General features: G+C 46.5%; 20 protein-coding genes and 1 pseudogene. 17 read left to right on the top strand and 4 right to left on the bottom strand.

Annotated features, from left to right (window positions below; genetic code table 11):
• Nucleotides 1-519 precede the first annotated feature (519 nt).
• The 5 genes from NST94_RS11745 to NST94_RS11765 all read left to right on the top strand — a co-directional run bounded on the left by NST94_RS11745 (nucleotide 520) and on the right by NST94_RS11765 (nucleotide 3,666).
• Entirely contained in the window at nucleotides 520-672 is a 153-nt protein-coding gene (locus NST94_RS11745; RefSeq protein WP_339282002.1) for a hypothetical protein, read from the top strand.
• A 104-nt stretch (nucleotides 673-776) separates the two neighbouring features.
• Complete coding sequence (locus tag NST94_RS11750; RefSeq protein WP_143762422.1) at nucleotides 777-1,604, top strand: hypothetical protein; 828 nt, start codon at nucleotides 777-779, stop codon at nucleotides 1,602-1,604.
• Between the two features lie 95 nt (nucleotides 1,605-1,699).
• Nucleotides 1,700-2,815 carry an aminopeptidase gene (locus NST94_RS11755; protein ID WP_036686152.1) on the top strand — a complete coding sequence of 372 codons (1,116 nt, stop codon included), beginning with the start codon at nucleotides 1,700-1,702 and terminating at the stop codon, nucleotides 2,813-2,815.
• A gap of 106 nt (nucleotides 2,816-2,921) precedes the next feature.
• Entirely contained in the window at nucleotides 2,922-3,167 is a 246-nt protein-coding gene (locus NST94_RS11760; protein ID WP_036686154.1) for an HPr family phosphocarrier protein, read from the top strand.
• Between the two features lie 202 nt (nucleotides 3,168-3,369).
• Complete coding sequence (locus NST94_RS11765; protein ID WP_036686156.1) at nucleotides 3,370-3,666, top strand: YlaN family protein; 297 nt, start codon at nucleotides 3,370-3,372, stop codon at nucleotides 3,664-3,666.
• An 87-nt stretch (nucleotides 3,667-3,753) separates the two neighbouring features.
• Here NST94_RS11765 and cax read toward each other — a convergent pair whose 3' ends face one another.
• Entirely contained in the window at nucleotides 3,754-4,824 is a 1,071-nt protein-coding gene (gene cax / locus NST94_RS11770) for a calcium/proton exchanger (protein WP_036686157.1), read from the bottom strand.
• A 153-nt stretch (nucleotides 4,825-4,977) separates the two neighbouring features.
• On the opposite strand from cax, the gene NST94_RS11775 reads away from it, so the two are divergent.
• Entirely contained in the window at nucleotides 4,978-5,343 is a 366-nt protein-coding gene (locus NST94_RS11775; RefSeq protein WP_019911482.1) for an Asp23/Gls24 family envelope stress response protein, read from the top strand.
• A gap of 88 nt (nucleotides 5,344-5,431) precedes the next feature.
• On the opposite strand, the gene ftsW is transcribed toward NST94_RS11775, so the two are convergent.
• Together ftsW and NST94_RS11785 are read right to left on the bottom strand one after the other, a co-directional pair.
• Nucleotides 5,432-6,673, bottom strand: coding sequence for a putative lipid II flippase FtsW (gene ftsW / locus NST94_RS11780; protein ID WP_081390640.1), 1,242 nt, complete (start codon nucleotides 6,671-6,673; stop codon nucleotides 5,432-5,434).
• A complete protein-coding gene (locus tag NST94_RS11785; RefSeq protein ID WP_036686159.1) occupies nucleotides 6,670-7,017 on the bottom strand; it encodes a YugN family protein in 348 nt (115 codons plus the stop codon). The genes ftsW and NST94_RS11785 overlap by 4 nt, the downstream gene beginning before the upstream one ends.
• Nucleotides 7,018-7,256: 239 nt before the next feature.
• On the opposite strand from NST94_RS11785, the gene NST94_RS11790 reads away from it, so the two are divergent.
• The 10 genes and pseudogenes from NST94_RS11790 to NST94_RS11835 all read left to right on the top strand — a co-directional run bounded on the left by NST94_RS11790 (nucleotide 7,257) and on the right by NST94_RS11835 (nucleotide 16,546).
• Entirely contained in the window at nucleotides 7,257-8,438 is a 1,182-nt protein-coding gene (locus tag NST94_RS11790; RefSeq protein WP_339282003.1) for a M20 family metallopeptidase, read from the top strand.
• Nucleotides 8,439-8,500: 62 nt separating this feature from the next.
• Nucleotides 8,501-8,932, top strand: coding sequence for a CBS domain-containing protein (locus NST94_RS11795; protein WP_076129131.1), 432 nt, complete (start codon nucleotides 8,501-8,503; stop codon nucleotides 8,930-8,932).
• 119 nt (nucleotides 8,933-9,051) lie between these two features.
• A complete protein-coding gene (locus tag NST94_RS11800; protein ID WP_339173554.1) occupies nucleotides 9,052-10,764 on the top strand; it encodes a DNA repair helicase XPB in 1,713 nt (570 codons plus the stop codon).
• The gene (locus tag NST94_RS11805; protein ID WP_339282004.1) at nucleotides 10,761-12,686 is read left to right on the top strand and encodes a helicase-associated domain-containing protein; all 1,926 of its coding nucleotides are present in this window, start codon (nucleotides 10,761-10,763) and stop codon (nucleotides 12,684-12,686) included. Before NST94_RS11800 ends, NST94_RS11805 begins: the two co-directional genes overlap by 4 nt.
• 20 nt (nucleotides 12,687-12,706) lie before the next feature.
• The gene (locus tag NST94_RS11810) at nucleotides 12,707-13,144 is read left to right on the top strand and encodes a YlbF family regulator (RefSeq protein ID WP_076129134.1); all 438 of its coding nucleotides are present in this window, start codon (nucleotides 12,707-12,709) and stop codon (nucleotides 13,142-13,144) included.
• 40 nt (nucleotides 13,145-13,184) lie between these two features.
• Complete coding sequence (locus tag NST94_RS11815; protein ID WP_036686170.1) at nucleotides 13,185-13,448, top strand: YlbG family protein; 264 nt, start codon at nucleotides 13,185-13,187, stop codon at nucleotides 13,446-13,448.
• 164 nt (nucleotides 13,449-13,612) lie between these two features.
• A complete protein-coding gene (locus NST94_RS11820) occupies nucleotides 13,613-14,050 on the top strand; it encodes a hypothetical protein (protein WP_076129159.1) in 438 nt (145 codons plus the stop codon).
• 160 nt (nucleotides 14,051-14,210) lie between these two features.
• On the top strand, nucleotides 14,211-15,110 hold the full coding sequence (locus tag NST94_RS11825; RefSeq protein WP_076129135.1) for a selenium metabolism-associated LysR family transcriptional regulator: 900 nt from the start codon (nucleotides 14,211-14,213) through the stop codon (nucleotides 15,108-15,110).
• Between the two features lie 23 nt (nucleotides 15,111-15,133).
• Nucleotides 15,134-15,586 (top strand): annotated as a pseudogene (locus tag NST94_RS11830) (GNAT family N-acetyltransferase); the annotation flags it as partial.
• Nucleotides 15,587-15,658: 72 nt separating this feature from the next.
• Nucleotides 15,659-16,546, top strand: a complete 888-nt coding sequence (locus NST94_RS11835; protein WP_339282144.1) for a PHP domain-containing protein — start codon at nucleotides 15,659-15,661, stop codon at nucleotides 16,544-16,546.
• Nucleotides 16,547-16,633: 87 nt separating this feature from the next.
• Here NST94_RS11835 and NST94_RS11840 read toward each other — a convergent pair whose 3' ends face one another.
• On the bottom strand, nucleotides 16,634-18,523 hold the full coding sequence (locus NST94_RS11840) for an NFACT RNA binding domain-containing protein (protein WP_280752780.1): 1,890 nt from the start codon (nucleotides 18,521-18,523) through the stop codon (nucleotides 16,634-16,636).
• 291 nt (nucleotides 18,524-18,814) lie between these two features.
• Between NST94_RS11840 and NST94_RS11845 the strand changes: the two genes are divergently transcribed.
• Nucleotides 18,815-21,631, top strand: coding sequence for a calcium-translocating P-type ATPase, SERCA-type (locus NST94_RS11845; RefSeq protein ID WP_076189874.1), 2,817 nt, complete (start codon nucleotides 18,815-18,817; stop codon nucleotides 21,629-21,631).
• Nucleotides 21,632-21,658 lie beyond the last annotated feature (27 nt).

Raw genomic sequence — 21,658 nt, forward strand, 5'->3', positions numbered from 1 at the left:
TGTATCCATCATGCTGCGAGGCTTGCGGACTCAGCTGACGTTATTGGCATGTATTTTGCCTTTGGGGCATGTTTTCGGACTCCAGAGACGCTATTGCTTGGAAAAAGACTCATTTTGTGCGTTTTTAAGGTCAATAGCTGCGCTGGAGTCCGTTGGTATGGGAAATATCGGGAAATGCTGCGTTAAGGGTCAGCTGTGTCCGATAGAGATAACGGCGTGGCGACTGCAACGGTCATATTCGCGCATTAGCATTTGAACAGCGGTTCTCCCGTAATAAGGAGTTGCTGGTCATTGTTTTGTTAGTTGGCTCGCTGCTTCGACTGGTGTATTCATCATGCTGCGAGGCCTTCGGACTCAGATGACGCTATTGGCGTGTATTTTGCCTTTGGGGCATGTTTTCGGACACCAGAGACGCTATTGTTTAGTAAGAGGGGCATATCGGGCGCATTTCGGGTCAATAGCTGCGCTGGAGTCCGTTGGTATGGGGAATATCGGGAAATGCTGCGTTAAGGGTCAGCTGTGTCCGTTAGAGACAACGGCGCGGCGACTGGCAGCGGTAACTTCGTGAGTCTGAAGGTGGTATGTATTGACATTCAGAAGCAAGCGACGAACGCGCATAAGTTAGAGCAATGTATGGAAACCGATTACAGCAACGTATTTGCATCTGTATAAGGCGCGCAGGAAGGGAGAACCCTATAGTGGGCTGTAAAGTAAAATACTCCAAGAAAGGCCTGATGACCGTGAGAAAGTCATTATTACTGAAGGGGTTAGTTCTTATGATTTTTACCTTGTCCTGCGTGTTCAACAGCGGTTGCAGTGTTATTAGAGACAAACCAGCCAAGGAAGATCTAAGTTTGGTGTTAGCGGGTATAACGGGCAGCGATGGGGTTACTTTTAAAGGGTCAACCATGCTTACAAAGGGTGGAAAGACCGTTCCGGAATCCATGATATTTTACGAAGGCACAGTACAGGACCATAAGAAGGTCAATCTGTATACACTGCTTCCTGATAAATCCTCATCCACAAAAAAATCAGCAAATAGCGCTAAAGATTTAAAAAGCAGCATCACTTCTATGAAAGCTTTCCATAGTCAGCTAGAGAAAAAAGAGGGGGAATGGGTAGCGTTGACTACTGAAGGTTCCTCTGAGGACGGAAATCCGCTTGCTTTGCTTAATCCGTTGAAACAGCTGGAGGAGCTGCAATCCATGGAGGCTAATGTGACTGAAGATGCGGGTGCAGGCAGAGGGACAAATGTGCTACGGATCGAGCTGACGCCTGCTGAGGCCAGAAAGCAGCTGACTGCTGAATTGGAAAAAGAGATGCAAGACCTTCGACCTGAAACACCAGATTCTGCTGGAAAAATAACAAAGAACGATCAGGCGGTTACGCAAGCTTTAGTGGAGCTATGGGAGAAGAAAAATAATGAATTACAGCAAAAGCTGAAACAAGCTAATGTTGAGACTGTCTACCATTTAACCGTTGATACAAAACATAATCTGCCGAGAAAACTCACCTTAAATCGTAAGGTTACCTATTCGGAAGCGGGGAATGAATCTGATAATGAAACTTATGTATCACAGGTGAATTTTTCAGGCTTTCGTTGATTTTCACATTATCCCACAGGTCTTGCGCTCCATACAGGGCGTGCTACAATAGAAAAGCTTGCTTATTTTTTAGACAGAGGAAGGAAGAATACACAATGAAAGATCCCAGAATTCAAAAGCTGGCAGCTAACCTAGTCGGTTATTCCGTAAATGTCCAGCCAGGCGAGAACGTGCTCGTCGAAATGATTGGCAATGAAAGAGATTTAATCAAAGCTGTTGTAGAGGAAATCGGCAAGGCCGGCGGTCATGCTTTTGTACAATTAACAGATCGTACAGTCCTGCGCAGCATGCTTAAATACGCAACTCGTGAGAGTCTTCAGACATGGGCTGAAATTGACTTGAACCGGATGAAGCAAATGGATTGTTATATCGGGATTCGTGCAGGTGAGAATGTGAACGATCTGTCCGATGTTCCTGAAGAAAATATGAAATTGTATAACTCGTTGTACTCTCATCCAGTGCATAGCGAACAACGTGTGAAGCATACGAAGTGGGTAGTACTGCGTTATCCGAATGCGAGCATGGCTCAGCTTGCGAATATTAGCACTGAAGCGTTTGAGGACTTTTATTTCGAAGTGTGTAATTTGGATTACGCCAAGATGGACAAGGCTCAGGATGCTTTAGCTGATCTCATGCGCAGAACGGATAAGGTACATATTTTGAGTGCTGGAACAGATCTTAAGTTCTCGATTAAAGGAATCGGTGCAGAGAAATGCTCCGGGCAAAAAAATATTCCGGATGGCGAGGTTTACAGCGCCCCAGTTCGCGATTCTGTAAATGGAACGATCAGCTATAATGCACCGTCAGTATATAATGGAGTGACCTTTGAAAATATCAAATTCAAATTCGAGAACGGAAAAATTGTTGAAGCCACCAGCAATGACTCCGCCCGTTTGAACGAAATTTTGAATTCAGATGACGGCGCGCGTCATATTGGCGAATTCGCTATTGGTTTTAACCCTTACATTCTTCATCCGATGAATGATATTCTTTTTGACGAAAAAATCGCAGGCAGCCTGCACTTTACGCCAGGACAAGCATATGATGTTACAGATAACGGTAACCGCTCCTCCATTCACTGGGATCTTGTGTTGATCCAACGTCCCGATTATGGCGGCGGTGAAATTTATTTTGACGATGTATTGATCCGTAAGGATGGAATTTTTGTGTTGCCGGAACTCGAAGGTCTGAATCCTGAAAACTTGAAATAAAATGTAATAACAAGAAAACTCCTTGCACAAGTAAGCGGATTCAATGTATCATAAGAAATGATAACAAAAGACTAAAGTTTTATAATCAAGTTGCGGAGGGATTTCTATGTCCAGTAACAATGCGGCAATTGTCGATATTGCCCAAACGGCAGGCCAGTTCAACTCTTCAATCGTTCTTCAAGCGGACAACAAGTACATTGATGTTAAAAGTATCCTTGGTTTGTTCACTACTTTGGTATCCAGCCAAAGCTATGAGCTTCATGTTCATGGGGCAGATGCTGAAGAAGCTAAGAAGGCAATGACTGAAGTGTTTGCAAAACACGGTTTGAAATTCACAGTTGTTGCTGAGTAATAGTCGTGCTAAAAACGTCCTACCGGTTTTCGGTGGGGCGTTTTTTCTAGAAGTAGATACGAAACTTGATAGGATAACGCAGCAGGTTCTTTTAAATATATGGTTAGTATAAACTGAATTGTTGTATTGATACCGGATTTCGTCTAATATTAAGTAAAATAGTAAAAGCAGCTTAACTTTTGGACATGGGGGGGATAGAGGCATGACTTCATCGGAATTACAGGAACAGTATAATCTTAAAGCAATCAATCTTCTACAAGAAGATGCCGATAAAATTCAGCAACTTATAGAAGTGCAGATGGAGAATCTGGCAACACGCTACTGCCCTCTCTATGAGGAAGTGCTGGATACCCAGATGTACGGTTTCTCCAGAGAAGTGGATTTTGCGGTTAGAGCAGGTTTGGTCCCAGAGATTACTGGTAAGATGGTACTAAGTAAGCTGGAGCGTAACTTAGCAGTACTCTACGAGGCTTTGAACAACAAAGCGAAGGAAGAATAAATATCGGTTTCTTAAGTATTTATAGAAGCGCACATGAGGACGAATCGCTCATGTGCGCTTTTTGTTGTGTACAATGGTTAATAATGATTATACGAGATAGAAGGAGACTCCTAAAATCAGGTAGACCGTTAATAACAAGAGACCCTCATACCAGTTAGTTGAGCCGTCCTGAGTAATTGATTTGGCAATAAAGACGGCTACACCGATGGCGACAATTTCGATGGTCGTAAAAACTATGTCCATTGTATCACCCATGAAATAACTGGCGAAGATTAGGACAGGTGCTACGAACAGGGCGATTTGCAGACTGCTTCCAACCGCAATTTCTACTGCCGCACCGATTTTGTTCTTCATGGCCAGCATAATGGCTGCACTATGCTCTGCGGCATTACCGATGATAGCTACGAGGAACGCACCTACAAACAGCTCGCTGAATCCGAAACGTTCTGTCAAAGTCTCTAACGTTCCTACCAGCCACTCACTCACGAAGGCTACCATTACAGTGGCAAGCACGAGATAAAGGATGGATTTGTTTTTGGACCAAGCAGGGGCATGTTCATGAGCTAATTCTTCTTTACCCTCTTCTGTAACGTCCTCTAGATGTTTCTTATGCGTGATCATGGAGAAGATTAGCCAAGCTATGTACGAAGCGATGAGCAGCCCGGCAACGATTAAACTGAGCACATCGGTATCCTTCTCCGTAATAGAGTGGGTGGTAAAGAACATAGCGGGAACAAATAAGGCAATGACGGCAACGATCATCAGGGAGCCATTCATTCCGGCAAGGGTTACGTTGAAGTTCTGAACTTTGAACTTCATCCCGCCGGCGAAAATACTCAATCCTAGAACAAGCAACAGGTTGCCGATAATAGAACCGGTAAGACTGGCTTTGACCATGTCGAACAATCCTTCCTTAACCAGGAAGAAGGCAATGATTAGCTCAGCAGCATTGCCGAAGGTGGCGTTTAGGAAGCCGCCCAGTCGTTGTCCGGCATAATGAGCTACACTTTCAGTGGCCCGGCCGAGAAATCCAGCCACAAACACCACAGCGATTGCTGAGAGAATGAACTGCAGGGTATGATCCCAATCGGCATAATGGCCGATCGCACTAAGGATAAAGGCGATACCCATCAGTGATGGTGAAATCCATTTTTTCAATGTGAAGGCACTCCTATCTATGTATTTAGATTGAATTCATAATCAATATACCCAAATTGTTCCTAGGTGTAAACGAGAAAGCGATAAAGTGATTTGCTTTTTAGCCTGTTTTGGAATTACAATAATTGATAATGAGTGTAGGGGGGATATGGCATGGCAGAACAACTTCAACTGGAAATGGGAAATATACGAATTTCAAATGACGTCGTCTCAAAAATTGCCGGTTTGGCTGCCTTGGAGACTCCGGGAATTGCAGCCATGTCTGGTGGCCTGTCAGAAGGCTGGGCTAAACGTCTAAGCGGTAAGAACGTTCAGAAGGGCGTTACCGTTGAAGTAGGACAGCTGGAAGCAGCAGTAGATCTACGAATTATCGTTCTCTATGAAACACCGATCCACGAAGTGTGCCGGATGCTTCAGCAGAACGTACGTGAAGCTGTGGAGAGCATGACTGGACTTCATATTGTTGAGGTAAATGTCAAAGTTGAAGGCGTAGCTTTCAAGAATGATGAAATCTCTTAAAAAACTTGTACACAAAAAAGCAGTCCAAGGTTAATTCCCTGGGCTGCTTTTTTATGTGTAAATTCCCTAACCTCCGGCTTTATAAAGCTTACCGGGAACGAACCTGTCTAACCGTTGTTACAGATTTCGTTACTTCCTCTTTGGCAGGAAGGTTGGTTTCTCTTGAGATGCTTAGCATAATTCCCATGCACAGCATGCTGACAAGGAGTGAAGAGCCCCCATAGCTGATAAACGGCAAGGTAACGCCGGTAAGAGGGATTGTATTGGTTACACCGCCGATATTGACAAAGGCCTGAATGGCTATGAGGCCCATAATCCCAATTCCGACGAGCGTACCAAAGGGATCCTTACACCTTAAAGCGATTAGAATACCTCGCCAGATAAAATACAGATATAACATCAAAAATATGGAGGTCCCCAGAAAGCCGAACTCTTCACCAATTACGGGGAAGATAAAGTCCGTATAAGGGTATTTTAGATAGTCCAGCTTTTGAATGCTTTTGCCGAAGCCGGAACCACTTACTCCACCTTGGCCAAGAGCGGTTAAGGATTGAATAATGTTATAACCATCACCCTCAGCAACCTGATAAGGATCTAAAAAGGCAACGATACGACCTTTTCTATAATCCTGAGTGTCAGTGGCTTTATCGGATGGAGATAAGGAATCAATCGCTGCTTTGGCGCCTACAACTAGTCCTACACCCAGCACTAGCAGTGCTATAGAGCCCAGAATATGCTTCATGCTGGCACCGCCGGCATAAATAACAAGTCCGCTGGTAGCTACGAGAATGAGGCAAGAACCTAAATCCGGCTGCATCATTATAAGTCCGGCAACAATACCCACGATGACCATTACAGGGATATATCCTGTACGGAAATCTCTAAACCGTTCACCTTTTTTGGTGATGAGTGCTGAGATATACAGGATAATCGATATTTTGGCTAATTCGGTGGGTTGAATTCCAAGTTTTCCGATACTAAGCCAGCTCTTGGCACCATTAATTTTTTCAGAGAAGGCTACCACGAGCAGAAGTATAACGGTGATGATAAAAATAGGTACATACCACTTCTTAAACTTACTGTAGTGAATGTTCATAGCTATAAACATAACAACGGTTCCGAGTACGATCCAGATCACTTGGCGTTTAATGAAATATAGAGGGTCATTACCGAACTTCGAGCTTGCTAAGGTTAAGCTTGAGCTAGCACTGAAGACCATGACTAGACCGAAACCCACAAGTAGTAGTGTTAAGATAAGTAGTTGGAAATCGGGTGTTCCTCTTTTGGGCAGGCTGACATTTTGTTTCGTCGTTCCCTTTTTGTTACTCAAGCCTCTAACAGCTGCTTTAATTCAAGAATCCGCTTAGCAGCAGTGTCCAATACTGGTTTTGGCACCGGAGATTCATATTCCAGGCCATGAGGGAAGGTTGCTTTTCCTAAGTATACGGCTTCAATTGCAAGTACGGCATCAGACTTCTCTAGCTTTCCCTCGACAGCGCGAGTGTTAATGCGTAGGAAGTATTCGCCACCATCCTGTGGGTCTTCAATTTTGCAGTCGTAAGTGGCACGATAGTATTCCCATTGCCAGCGGATGAAGCCAGCTTTTGTGGCACTCTCGTCCAGATAGAGAAGATCACTCTTCAATCCTACGAGGCCCGTGTTCTCAAAAATCATAGCACGCATATCCCCCTTATGAAGTATAATGATGAATTTCTGATCCGATTGCTGATGTTCTACCTCATGATAGTATGTTTCTAAAGGTTGTGCAAGAGTAGGCAGTGCCTAACAATACCCAGTTTTTTGCGTTTCTGCTACAATAAAAGAATTATAGTCGTTCGCGGCTGGAACAAAGTGAACAGGACTGCTATCGCTTGCTATGGATGCGGGTTTATCGAGAAGGGGATGGAGAACTTATGAAGAGCTTAGCGGTTGATTCGCTCATGCCGGAGATCGTGGAATGGAGACGCCATTTGCATCGTCATCCGGAGTTGTCTTTTCATGAAAAGGAAACGTCAGCATTTATAGCAGATAAGTTAGCCGAATTCGAAATTGAAGTCAGAAAAAGCGGGAAAGGGTATGGTGTGCTTGGCATACTACGGGGAAAGCGGCCGGGGAAAACTGTGGTTCTTCGTGCGGACATGGATGCCCTACCTATTAAAGAGGAGAACAAGAAGGATTACGTTTCGCAAAATGAAGGGGTAATGCATGCCTGTGGACATGATGGCCACACTTCCATACTGCTCGGTGTAGCCTCTTACTACAGCAGCCGGCTTGAGGAGCTGGAAGGGGAGCTGCGTTTTCTTTTTCAGCCCGCAGAGGAAGTATGCCCAGGAGGGGCGCAGGGGATGATTGCCGAAGGCATGTTAGAAGGAGCGGATGCGGTGTATGGTCTGCATCTGTGGACTCCATTGCCTATGGGAACTGTTGGGAGTGCTCCGGGACCGTTGATGGCGTCTGCGGACGAGTTTTTTATAGATATCATTGGCAAAGGCGGACACGGCGGCATGCCGAACCGTACCATTGATAGCATCGTGGCGGGAGCGGCGCTGGTGACCCAGCTGCAGAGCATTGTAAGCCGCTCTGTGAACCCGCTGGAGCCCGCTGTACTCAGTGTAGGAACCATTCAAGGGGGGTTCGCCCAGAATGTCATTGCCGAGCAATGCCGGATCACAGGGACAGTGCGGGCATTCGACGAGGAGACACGGCATTTGATACGCCAGCGAATCGAAGAAATGACCGTTTCTATTGCCAGCGCTTACGGGGCAGAAGCTAAGATAGATTACGTTATGGGATATCCTCCCCTCGTAAATCACGATGGTGAAGTGCAGCGGTTTTTCGAGGTGGCTCCAGCGGCTTTAGGAGAATCTGTTGAAGTGATTCGGATGGAAAAGCTGATGCCAGCTGAGGATTTTGCCTATTATGTTAAGGAGATTCCAGGCTGCTTTATGTTTGTGGGTGCCGGAAATCCGGATAAAGAGGCTGACTATCCACATCATCATAGCAAATTTGATTTTGACGAAGATGCCATGCTGCACGGAATGAAGCTGCTCATTGCTATGGCGAATTCCTGTATGCGTGAGAACACAATCGTATAATTTCGTTTCATAGAGGAGAACCTATTCCCATAACATGAGACCATGATTAGGAGGGTTCATTCTTGAAAACAGTGAAAGAGGTTATGACGAAGGAGCCTGCAACGGTTACGCTGCAAGATAATGTGTATGAAGTTGCCGTGAAAATGCGAGATTATGACACTGGATTTATACCTGTTGTTGATAATGAAGAACATAAGACACTGCTCGGTGTAATTACTGACCGCGATCTCGTGATTAGAGGTTATGCGGCTAAACATCCTGGTTCAACCTCAGTGGAAACTGTAATGAGTAAAGAGATTCAGGCCGTCTCGGAGAATACTTCAGTAGATGAGGCTGCAGAGTTAATGGCTGGCTGGCAAATTCGCAGGCTGGCGGTGACACGTGACCAGAAGCTGGTGGGCGTAGTGTCGATTGGAGATCTGGCTGTGCGCGACATTTTTGCGGATGAAGCTGGTGAAGCCCTCCATGATATTTCGCAGCAGCATTTACATTAAATAGTCAGATAGGGAAGCTCATGACCGTTATGCGGGGATGGGCTTTTTCCTGTTATATGAAAATAAACAAAATTACATAGCGCAAGCTTAAATTACTTGAACACTAGGGAGGAAAAGCTATGAATGGATCAGGAGCGTGCATCGTACGCAGGGACCGGACAATTTTACTGGAATGTGCTCATCCGGATTTTGAGGTGGCAAGGAAAAAGCTAGGGACCTTCGCGGAGCTGATAAAAAGTCCTCCTGCTTACCATACCTACCGAATTACCCCTTTATCTCTTTGGAATGCAGCTGCGCTTAATTATACTGCTGAGGAGATTATCACTAGCCTGCATCACCTTGCACGCTGGGGTGTTCCCACAGGACTGGAGGAGGAAATCGAAACTCTTTTGTCCAGATATGGAAAGCTGACTCTTCATGGCCAAGAGACTCAGAATGAGGTCGTTATGTTAAGAGCGGATGCTCCTGAGCTTTTGGATGAATTGAGTGATGAACAAGGTCTAAAATCGCTGGGTCTACTGAGAATAAATCCTCTGGAATGCGCGTGCCCTGCGGAGAATAGAGGGCTTTTGAAACAAGAGCTGATGAGATTGGGTTATCCAGTTCTCGACTACGCCGGATATCATGAAGGGCAAGCGCTTAGCTTGACCTGGAAGGAGAATCTCGATACCTGCAAGGCTGATTCGGCAAACGATTCATTTGGCTTACGTGAATATCAGCAGGAGGCCGTTCAGCTGTTTCAAGGGACAGAAGGACAAGGGGGAAGCGGTGTGGTGGTGCTGCCTTGTGGCGCAGGGAAGACAATTGTAGGAGTAGCAGTACTTGAAAGTCTCCAATGTGAAACCCTAATTTTAACTTCAAATACAACGTCCGTAAGGCAATGGATGGATGAACTGCTGGAGCGAACAGATTTGGCTGGGGAGGCAGTGGGGGAATATTCTGGTGAAAAAAGAGAAGTGCGGCCAGTCACCATTGCCACCTATCAAATATTAACGCATCGTTCGTCCAAAGACGGTCCGTTTCTCCATATGAAGCTGTTTAACGAACGCAATTGGGGCTTGATTATATATGATGAGGTTCACCTGCTTCCAGCGCCTGTATTTCGGGCTACAGCAGACATTCAGGCTACACGTCGACTGGGGCTTACAGCCACTTTGGTTAGAGAAGACGGGAAGGAAGGGGATGTGTTCTCTTTAATCGGACCGAAACGCTACGATTTGCCTTGGAAGGAGCTGGAGCAGCAGGGCTGGATCGCTGAAGTGGAATGTGTAGAGATCATTGTGCCCATGAATCCGGAGCTTAAACAAGAATATATGTACGCGGCGGCAAAAGAAAAATTTCGTATGGCTTCATGCAATCCTGCCAAAGCTGAAATTGTAGCCAAGCTTCTAAAGGTCCATACAGGTTCTTCGGTGCTGGTTATTGGACAATATCTCGACCAGTTAAGTGAACTGGCTGACAGGATCGGGGCGCCTTTAATTACCGGCAAAACGAAGCAGCGTGAAAGAGACGAGCTATATGCGGCTTTTAACGAGGGAGATATACAGGTACTGGTGGTGTCAAAAGTAGCGAATTTCGCGGTGAATTTACCTGACGCGTCAATTGCTATTGAAGTCTCGGGAGCTTATGGATCACGGCAGGAGGAAGCCCAGCGACTAGGTCGAATCCTCCGTCCCAAAGCGGGGGAGAATAAAGCCTATTTCTATACACTGGTATCTGAAGATAGCCGGGAACAGGATTTCGCTTTGCGCCGCCGGATGTTTTTGACTGAGCAGGGCTATGAATATGTCGTTAAAAAGATGCCGAGTGGAGAGGAGCGAACCATCCATTGAACCAGCTGTCTACAGAAGCATTAGAGGTCTTAAAGCGATTATGTGCAGCTTATGCTGCCCAGCCGTTTGAGGAAGGGAAGGAAGAACGATTGCGCCCTGTGGCGCTTTGTCGTGCTGAGCAAAAGCTTGCAATGAACGAATTGCGCCGCGAGGGGCTGTTAACTGCAAGGCATAAAATATTAGGCGAAAAGCTGTACCAGATTCCTGTTGATCAGCTGCCGGCAATTGAACAAGAATTTTTCCCATATCAGCCGCAATTCATTTCCGGGCATTTAGTGAGTCTTACCATGGAAGCAGGAGCCGGACTGGCGATAGATTTGTTTCGGGCTTTGCTGTTCACCGCTTGGGAAGGGTTGCCGCTGACAGCCAAGGGGATTATTCATAAAAAGCATCTTAACCGCTTAGCGGCGCAGCTCTCTTTTGGGGAGGAGCATTTGCAAGGGCTCTACGTAGGTTCTCTTTTAGAGGAACAGAAAACACTTTCTGTCATAGCGACGGTGGATATTCTGCTGTGTCTTGGACTTATTCGCAGGCAGAGTGCCGGATACACGCTTGATCTGGAGCTGTTGGATCGTTGGCTGCAGCTTCCTGAAGCGACGATGAGTGACATTCTTTATGGGATTGTAATTAATCGCTCTGGAAGCGTGGGCCCAGCCGATCAACATTTTCGTTATATAATTTCTAATGCAGATTTTATCCCCGGGAAATGGATAATGCTGCCCGCACTATTAGACTGGATGATGGCTTCTAATCTCACAGGTAACGTTGCCCGTAATGAGCTTGAGAAGTCAAGCTTGAACTGGTTACGTTGTTTAACAGGCTTTGGCTGGTGTGAACTGGGAGAAACCGCTGAGGGCATGTTGTGTTTTCGCTGGACCGCTGCTAAGCCAATGCTATCTGCTGAGAGGGGATCATTCGCTGCTGTTGGGTCTGGAGATACACAGGAACAGTTTATTGTGCAGCCGGATTTCGAGGTACTGGTTCCACCGGAGGTCCCCTTTTCTGTACGATGGACACTGGCTGGCTGCGCTGAGCTCCAGCAAAGTGATACGATATGGAGCTTCCGGCTGACGAAAGAGAGGTTGGAACTTGCAGCTGAGCGTGGAATGTCACCGAATGACATCATCTCCTGGATAAGCGAGCATGCTCTGGGCGGGCTTCCTTCGGTGGTTCAAATGTCCCTTGAGCAATGGGCAAAAAGCATTGGCCGTACTTCACTATCGCAAGTAATTCTCTTGACCTGTCAGACGGAAGCCGATGGAGCTGCTATCGCAGCTCACCCGCGTTTACAGGAGAATCTTGAACGTATCGGTCCTTTACATTTCATAGTGGACCCGGAATATATGGAACAGATACGAAAAGAACTGTACTCCGCGGGGCTAGCGCCTTCCAGAATCATTGGAGGACAAGGGGAGGATCCAAACGTAGGGTGGAGTTGGTTTCCTCATGAAACAGGAAACCCCGAGGCAACGTATGTTCTTCCAGAGCTGAATGTAGAACTAGGATTGCTGTCCAAAGGGAATCCTTTTCTTAACCTGCCGGTTATTGCTCCTGAACAAGAGGAGGAGATTCTCTTCGGTGGAGAAAATGTACCGCAGATCTGGAGCAAAGAATGGCGGCATTATCATAGCTCGACTGCACAAAAGGTGATGGAGCAAGGGTTAAGATGGGGAGTCAAAGTGCGTTTTGCACTAAAAGATCAGATGTTAGATTTTATCCCTTCCCGCATAAGCGGAAATCCATGGAGAGTTTCCGGACAGCTGCTCTATCACGATGGTGAAACGGTTGAAGATATAGAGCTCACTCCGGAAGACTGGAAGGAAATGAAGTTAGTTATTCCCAAAGGACGAAGAAATTCCTCTTCTGCTCAAGCGAGTGATTATGGTATGATAGAAAAGTCTACTGAATCGGTAGATCATTAACGAAGAAAAGAGCTGAGTTCATGAGCGTAGCTGAAATAAATACGGTCGATATGGCTGAAGTGCTGACATACGCCTATGAATTAGGCGATATGATTAATCAATCCGCCGAGGTGTCGGATTACTTATACTGGAAAGGACGGGTTGATACGAACCCCGAAATTCAGGCCATGGTCAAACGACTTCAGACTAAGAAGGAGTTGTTTGAAGAAACACAGCGATTCGGACATTTCCACCCGAATTATCATTCAGCAAAGGATGAGGTTTCGGCAGTAGAAGCGGAACTGGAGCGGTTCGAAGAAGTTGTTCGTTTCAAGCTGGCAGAGAAGACCCTTGACGACATTCTGCATTCCATGTCGGAAGCGATTGCTTTTTCAGTATCCGATAGCATTAAAGTACCAAGTAATGATCCTTCCCCTAAAGGTGGATGCGGCAGCGGGGGAAAATGCTCCTGCGGATAAGCTTCCCTTAGGATTTAGAGAGAGAAAGGCGGTTTAGCTTATGTTTGCGGAACGGACAGGATACATCATTTGGGTAAGTGACGTTAAAGCGGCACGTAACCTTGAGAAATACGGAACATTACATTATGTTTCTCGGAAAATGCATTATGCAGTTATGTATGTAAATGCAGAACGGGCCGAGGAAGTTATGAAGAATGTCCGCAGACTCTCCTATGTGCGAAAGATTGAAAGATCTTATCGTAACGAAATTAAGACAGAGTATACTAGTAATGGACCGGACAAGTCCCGTAATTACAGTATGTGATTCCAGGAGATAAACAGGCGCTTAAACAGCGTCTGTTTTTTTTATGCTTATTTACAAAAAAACGCCATTACTCTCGACGGTAGAAACTTGTACAACTTTCGGCAATGAGGTAAGATGACAACATTAAGTGCATACTAAGACCCTTATGGTGGAGTGTGATGATGATGCGCAACAAGGGGACGGATTGGCCCAGCACTTATGAGCCCTTCCACATCATGCTGAACGATTACAGGGTCGCCGATATCGTTATAACCAATCATGCGAAGAGCCGTTATATGGACCGCATCAGCAATGGTGCAAGCAATGCCGAAGAGGTCGCTGCATGGATGTGGCAGTGCCTAATGCAGAATCGGATCAAGCCCTTTTCAAGCAGTGATTATAACGCATATTTAATTGACGATGACTCTGTAGTAATCGCTGAGTTTACGGAATTGACAGGTGAGAGAGATCTCTCAGGCCAGCCATTATATTCTATGATCATCGTTTCGTTTCTTGGGAGAATCTCGGAGATGCCACAGTTGAGAGATTTAAAGACCTATTTTTCACTGCTGCGTAATTCTCACCGCACAAAGCTGTCGAAGAAGAAACGAAGACGCAAATAGTCTATAAAGAAACGGGCAAGAGGCATGCGGCGAGTCTGCATGTCCTTTTTAAAAATATAAGAATTTATATACTGCACGATTATAATATTCTTAAGTTTCTACGAGAAACGATTGTCGTCTTTAAAGGACGTTCTTTTTGTAATATAAGGAGTTGCGAAGCATGAACTTTCATCAGCTGCATATTTTTTATACGGTCTCCGAGCGGGGAAGCTTCTCGGCGGCGGCGCAGACTTTACATATGACTCAACCAGCTGTGACCATGCAGGTACAGGCACTGGAGGATTATTTTGGCACCAAATTGTTTAACCGTTCCACCAAAAAAATCGTACTCTCCGAAGCAGGGCACACCCTGATGCCATACGCGCTGCGCAGTATTCAGCTGATGCGTGAGACGGATCAAGCGATGTCAGCATTCACACATATGCTGGAGGGGCGGCTGCAGCTTGGGGCGAGTCTTACGATAGGAGAATACGTGCTGCCACGGCTGTTAGGCCCTTTCGGAAAGCAATATCCTAACATTTCAATTATGATGAAAGTGATGAACACCTCGCAAATTATGGAGGAAATCCTCAAGCATCAACTGAATTTTGGCTTAATTGAAGCCCCGGTCACACATCCGGACATGGAGATCGAGCCCGTGATGGGGGATGAACTGAAGTTGATCGTGCCACATGATCATCCACTTGCGGAGCAGCAAGAGGTTACCTTGGAGCAAGTGCTTCAGCATCCTTTTGTATTGCGTGAGCAGGGCTCAGGAACGCGGCGTGTGATGGAGGAGCAGCTGTTCTCCAAGGGACTTGATCCGGGAACTATGAAGATCGTGATGGAGCTTGGAAGTACGGGAGCTGTGAAATCAGCGGTGGAAGCAGGTCTTGGCATAACGATCATATCGACCTCTTCGGTCAAGCATGAAGTTGCGCTGGGACTGTTGAAAATTGTGAATATCTCCGATGCCTCTTTTAAAAGACAATTCTACGCCATTCATCTAAAATCAACACTGCTGCCAATTTCTGCAGTAACCTTCCTGACTTATTTGCGTGAGCATTCGAATCAAATCTGATAGTTAAAGCGGGGGATATTACAATGTCAATTGTTCTACGTGGAGAAAAGCTAGTATTGCGCGATATTACAGAGGCTGATTTTCAGAAGCTTTATTATCACTATCATGAAGCTGAAGACCGTGAACACTTGAAATGGGATGGTCCCTATAAATCTTTGGCACATCAAAGATTCGAAAAGTTTACCGAGGACTACATAGGTCATTTGGCGTTAGTTGAGACGGAAACCCCGCGTAACCTGTTGATCATAGAAATAGACGGCAAGGTAAAGGGGAAAGTAGGGCGCTACTGGATATCGCAAGAAACCAACTGGATGGAGATTGGTATAGTAATCTTTGATTCTAGTTATTGGTCAGGTGGTTACGGTACGGAAGCGTTTAAGATGTGGATAGATTATTTATTTAATTCTCTTGATACAGTCCGTCTTGGAATAGGCACCTGGTCAGGGAATAAAAGAATGATCGGGTTGGCAGCGAAATGTGGCATGGTGGAGGAAGCTCGCATCCGTAAAGCACGAATCGTGCGAGGAGAATACTATGATGCCATAAAAATGGGGATTCTGCGGGAAGAGTGGGAGAATGCAGGTAACCTATCTGCTAAGGATGTATGTGACCTCCATACCCATACTCAAGCCTCTGACGGCATGCAGCCGCCAGCGGAGAATGTACGGCTTGCTAAGGAGAAGGGGCTAAGCGCTGTTGCCATTACGGATCATGATACAGTAGCTGGCGTGAAGGAAGCCTGTGAAGCAGGAGAGAAGTACGGAATAACCGTTGTGCCTGGTGTAGAGATCAGTACGCGTGCTGGTGGCAAAGACATTCATGTGCTGGGCTATTTTGTTGATCCTGAGAATGAACAATTTCTCTCACGTTTGGAAGGGCTAAGAGATACCCGGGCACTTAGGAATGAAGCGATAATCACCAAGCTGCAAGACCTTGGGATTGCGATTACCTTGGAACAGGTTATAGCGGGGATCGGGCGGGAATTGAAGCCTGATGAAAGCATTGGCCGGCCACATATTGCCGACGAGCTGGTTCGGCTTGGGGCAGCTACCGATATGAGAGATGCCTTCAACAAGTATTTGGCCGAGGGTGCAGCAGCCTATGTGTCTCCTCCCAGAATCACACCGGAGGAAGCTTGCGAGTGGATCATTGAGGCAGGAGGGTCTCCAGTATTAGCCCACCCGGGCTTGTACGGGGATGACCTTCTGGTGCGAGATATTCTGGAGCAAGGCGCTTTTAAAGGGATTGAGGTCTATCACTCTGATCATGGACCTGCGGAAGAAGAACGTTATCAAGTTATGGCTGAGGATTATAATCTGTTAATAACCGGAGGTTCTGACTTTCATGGTGCCCGTCAAGGCGTAATTTTTCACGGGGATATCGGCAGTGTTACGGTTTCTACAGAAGTACTGAAGTTTTTAAACAAGAAGGCATGAAATTAGTCGATTTGCGGAGCAAATTATAAAAACCTCCAGCCTTAGATGTTCAACATCTGCAGCTGGAGGTTTCTTTATATCTAGTAGTTAGCTTCTCAAAGTATTTGGAAGACTCTTAATTCTTTCCTCATTAGGTGTGACGAACAGTGTCTTTTGATGATCATAGATTACAAATCCCGGCTTGGAGCCGCTTGGCTTACGTACATAGCGGATCAATGTACAGTCCACAGGCACACTGCTGGACTGTTTGGCTTGGCTGAAATAAGCGGCAAGCTGAGCGGCTTCTTCTAGCGTTGCATCTCCAAATTGCTCACTTCGGATGACCACGTGTGATCCGGGGATGTCCTTGGTATGCAGCCAAGTATCATTCGGAGAAGCCAGCCGATTGGTGACGTATTCGTTCTGCAAATTGTTTTTGCCGATATAAATATCGATTCCTTCCGAAGAGGTGAAGACCTGTAATGTGGGTCTGGTGGCCTTTTTCTTCTTTTTACCCTTTTTGCTCCGGTCACGCAGATAACCTTGGCTTACAAGTTCGTCGCGGATCTCCTCAATGTCGTTGAGGGAAGCGTGGGCAAGTTGCTGCAGCAGACTCTCCATATACAAAATTTCCTCATGCGTCTTCAAAAGCTGTTCATTAATAACAAGCAGGCTGTTTTTATATTTGTTGTATTTTTTGAAATAACGTTGTGCATTGTCCGAAGGATTTAATAACGGATCGAGCGGAACCACCATTTCCGCCTGATTTTCATCATAATAATTGACCAAGGAGGCTTCTTTATCCCCTTTGGATACCGCGTGTAATGAAGCGAAAAGCAACTCACCCCAAATGCGGTAACGATCAGCATCCTGAGCTTCGTCGAGATCCTTCTGCAAATTAGCGAGTTTTTTAACGTTTTTGCTCCGTTCATTGCTGAGGAAACGGATCAAATCACTCACCCGTTGCTTTACAGTATCGCGCTCGGCTTTATCCCCGTAATAATCCTCCATACATTCACTGATGGAGTTGTAATGTTTCGCACTCTCACCCAGAAGTGTTAAGGGGATCGCAGAAAAAATCATTTTACCTTTTGCGTTTGCACCTGCAACAGGAGAAAACTCGTTATCGCATACGGGTCCCATTACGGAATGGAAGGCAACCCATAATTTTGTTGGAAACGCTGCTTCGGTTTCTGTAACTTCGCCTTTATCCAAGGTGTTTCTCAGACGAAGAGCAATTTCACCAGCAATCAGCGGGCTCATTCCGCTGAAAGCATGTACCATCCAGCCCACCGGGTCAGCTGAGGGAGATGGACCGCCAGAACCGTCAGGTTTTTGCTCTACTGCTTCTTTTGTGATCAGATTAGCAAGCTCTCCCTCAATGATTTCTTCTGGCTCAGCTTCCTCCTCAACATCCTCTATCAGCGCAGCTTCTTCAGCAGCCGAGATTAAATTCAGAAATTGCTCCTGGCCGATTTCCAAAGGGTTCAGCTTATGCTGCTGAGGCGGCTCTGTGTAGGCGATGCCGGGCATCACAATCCGATAGCTGCTAATCGATGGAGTTACATGATGAATGCCGTCTATGATCGTTCCAGAGCTGAGATCAGTAAGAATGATGTTACTGTGCCGACCCATCAGCTCTATGATGATCTTTTTGGCAAATACGTCACCAAGCTCATCTCTAGTCTTGACGTTTATGTGAATAATTCGTTCCATGCCTACCTGCGTAATGCTTTCAATGGTCCCTCCCTCACAATGCTTCCGCATAAGCATGCAGAACATGGGGGCTTCCGAAGGATTAATGCTGTTTCTTTCGGTAAAATGCACCCGAGGATACGTAGGATTAGCAGAGAGCAGCAGCTTGCCGCCGCCACCTGCGCCGCGCAGGTTAAAAATTAAATCGTGATTGTTCGGTTGATATATTTTTCCTATACGTGCACCTATGAATGATTGCAATTCGTGCACGATAGCTTTGGTAACAATGCCGTCTAATGCCATGATAAAGCTCTCCTGTCGCCGTGAAATGAATTTCTTAAATATAAGAAAGTAAAAGTTTCACACAATACTTTATGTCTTATATTTCTCGTTCAAACGCCTACCTGTCCTTATAAGGACGCCAAAGACGTTTATGCTTACCTCTCTATGATGCCATACTTTAGGACATTCGCGCAAAAGGGGAATTGGATAGGGGTGATATTATTGGACGACCTTGAATACATTTGTCATGAACAGGTGGAAAAGCTGTGCGCCGCCGGAAGTAAAGAAACGACCGGGAGGGAAAGAAAAGTCATGGAACAAAACAGTTGGCACCGTCTCGGTGCAGAAGAGCTGCAGAAAATGTTCAATGTCCAGCCAAGGACGGGCCTCAGTGATGAGGAAGCCGCGGAGAGACGAAAGGAGAACGGGTACAACGAGCTGTCGGAAGGAAAGACAGTATCTCCGTTTACCCTGCTGTTGAACCAGTTCAAGGATTTCATGGTGCTTGTGCTCATGGGTGCAACGCTTGTATCCGGGTTGCTAGGCGAATACTTGGATGCCATCACGATCATCGCGATTATCCTACTGAATGGAGCGCTTGGATTTGTTCAGGAGTTTCGCGCCGAACGTTCGCTCAGAGCTTTAAAGCAGCTCTCCGCACCTTCTGCGAAAGTGCTACGTGGAGGGAATAGCGAGATTATCCCAGCCAAGCTGTTGGTGCCAGGCGATATTGTCTTGCTGGAGAGTGGTGATCGGATTCCTGCTGATGTACGTTGGTTGGAATGCAGTGCTCTATATGTGGAAGAATCCGCACTTACTGGGGAATCATTACCTGTCTCGAAGCATTCGGAAGCGATCCGTGCAGAAGAGATTCCGCTTGGTGATCAGAAGAATTTAGGCTTCATGGGCACTATGGTAACCAGAGGAACAGGGAGAGCTGTTGTAATCCGTACCGGTATGAATACGGAAATGGGTAAGATAGCAGATCTAATCCAGAATACGGATTCTCAGGAAACACCTTTGCAGCATCGGCTTGAGCAACTAGGAAAGATTCTGATCTACGTATCTCTGGGATTGACAATTGTAGTTGTGGCAGCAGGTATTCTGCATGGACAGCCTGCCACCTCCATGTTCTTGGCTGGTGTGAGCTTGGCAGTTGCCGCGATTCCGGAAGGGCTCCCCGCTATTGTAACTATTGCGCTTGCGCTAGGTGTGCAGCGGATGATCAAACGCAAAGCTATCGTTCGTAAATTGCCGTCAGTGGAAACGCTGGGCTGTGCCTCGGTAATCTGTTCAGACAAGACAGGAACTTTAACGCAGAATAAAATGACGGTGACCCGATTATGGACGGGTGGACGTGGTCTTGAGGTAACAGGCGAAGGGTATGCTCCAAATGGACAGGTTCTGGAGAAAGGTAAAGCAGTGGATCTAAAACATGATCAAAGCTTACGGCGGATGTTGCAGGTCGGCGCATTATGCAGCAACGCGGAAATCATCGAGACCTTCCAGTCTGAAGTGCGAGGCAAACGCAAAGGGAAGGATAAGGATGCTATTCTTGAAAAGTCTGCAGACAACACTTCCGTTTGGGAACTGAAGGGCGACCCGACTGAAGGAGCACTCGTGGCACTGTCAGGAAAGATGGGTCTGACCGCTCAGACGCTTGCTGTAACCTACACTCGTGAACAGGAATTTCCGTTTGATTCTGAACGGAAGCTGATGTCTGTGATCGTAGGCCATCCTGGAGGACGGATGGTATGTACAAAAGGTGCGCCCGATGTACTGCTCAATCGCTGCTCATACATGCTTTGGGAGGGCGGTGTTGTGCCTTGTACGCCGACTTTGCGGCAAAAGGTGCTTGATGCCAATGAGCAGATGGCTTCTGGAGCCCTTCGTGTGCTAGGTATGGCTTACCGGGATATGCGACCAAATGAACATGTGAATAGTGAAAAGGATGCGGAGAATCAATTAGTCTTTATTGGTTTGGCTGGAATGATTGATCCGCCACGTCGTGAAGTCCGCGATGCCATCAGCGTCACACGCCGGGCCGGGATTAAGACGGTTATGATTACCGGTGACCATGGAACAACTGCCGAGGCTATTGCTCACCAGCTGGGAATTCTGCAGCGTGGGGGAACGGTGCTGACAGGTGCTCAGTTAACCCGGATGGATGATGATGAGCTGGATAAGGTATCGGACAATGTGTATGTATTCGCCCGCGTATCTCCAGAGCATAAGCTTCGGATCGTTAAATCGCTACAACGTCATGGTCACGTAGTGGCTATGACCGGAGATGGAGTGAATGACGCTCCAGCCATTAAGGCTGCGGACATCGGAATAGCCATGGGTATCACAGGCACAGATGTGACCAAGGAAGCATCATCACTTGTTCTCGGAGATGATAACTTCTCTACGATCGTTGCTGCCATCGAAGAAGGCAGAAACATCTATGAGAATATTCGTAAATTCATTCGTTATTTGTTGGCATCCAATGTAGGAGAAATTCTGACAATGTTCTTTGCCATGATGCTCGCTCTGCCATTGCCGCTCGTTCCCATTCAAATCCTTTGGGTCAATCTGGTGACAGACGGACTGCCAGCGATGGCCCTTGGCGTGGATCAGCCCGAGAAGGATTTGATGGAGCATAAACCGCGTGGTGCGAAAGAGAATATTTTTGCCCGCCGCTTAGGCTGGAAAATTATAAGCCGTGGACTCTTAATTGGCTTATGTACGCTAGGAGCATTTTGGCTAACTTTACGTATAGCACCAGAGAATCCTGCACAATTGATTCGCGCACAGTCGGTGGCTTTTGCGACACTCGTTATGGCACAGTTGATCCACGTCTTCGATTGCCGCAGCTCGCGCTCAGTGTTCCACCGCAATCCGTTCCAGAATAAGTATCTAGTGCTTGCCGTATTGTCATCAGTCTTACTGATGCTGGCCGTAATGTACGTGCCTGTGCTCCAGCCTGTCTTCAAAACAGTGCCGCTCAATTTCCGCGAATGGTGTCTGGTGTTTGTAACAGCGGGAATCCCAACCTTCTTGATGGGTGCCGGCAGTGTTTGGGGCGGCAAACGTAATCGGGGGCGCAGCGGCAGTACGATGATAAAAAGTACAAAAATTTCAGCATAAAGTCAATACTAATGCTCCATTCCTAAA

The organism is Paenibacillus sp. FSL H8-0282, from assembly GCF_037963825.1.
Lineage (GTDB): Bacteria > Bacillota > Bacilli > Paenibacillales > Paenibacillaceae > Paenibacillus_AQ > Paenibacillus_AQ odorifer.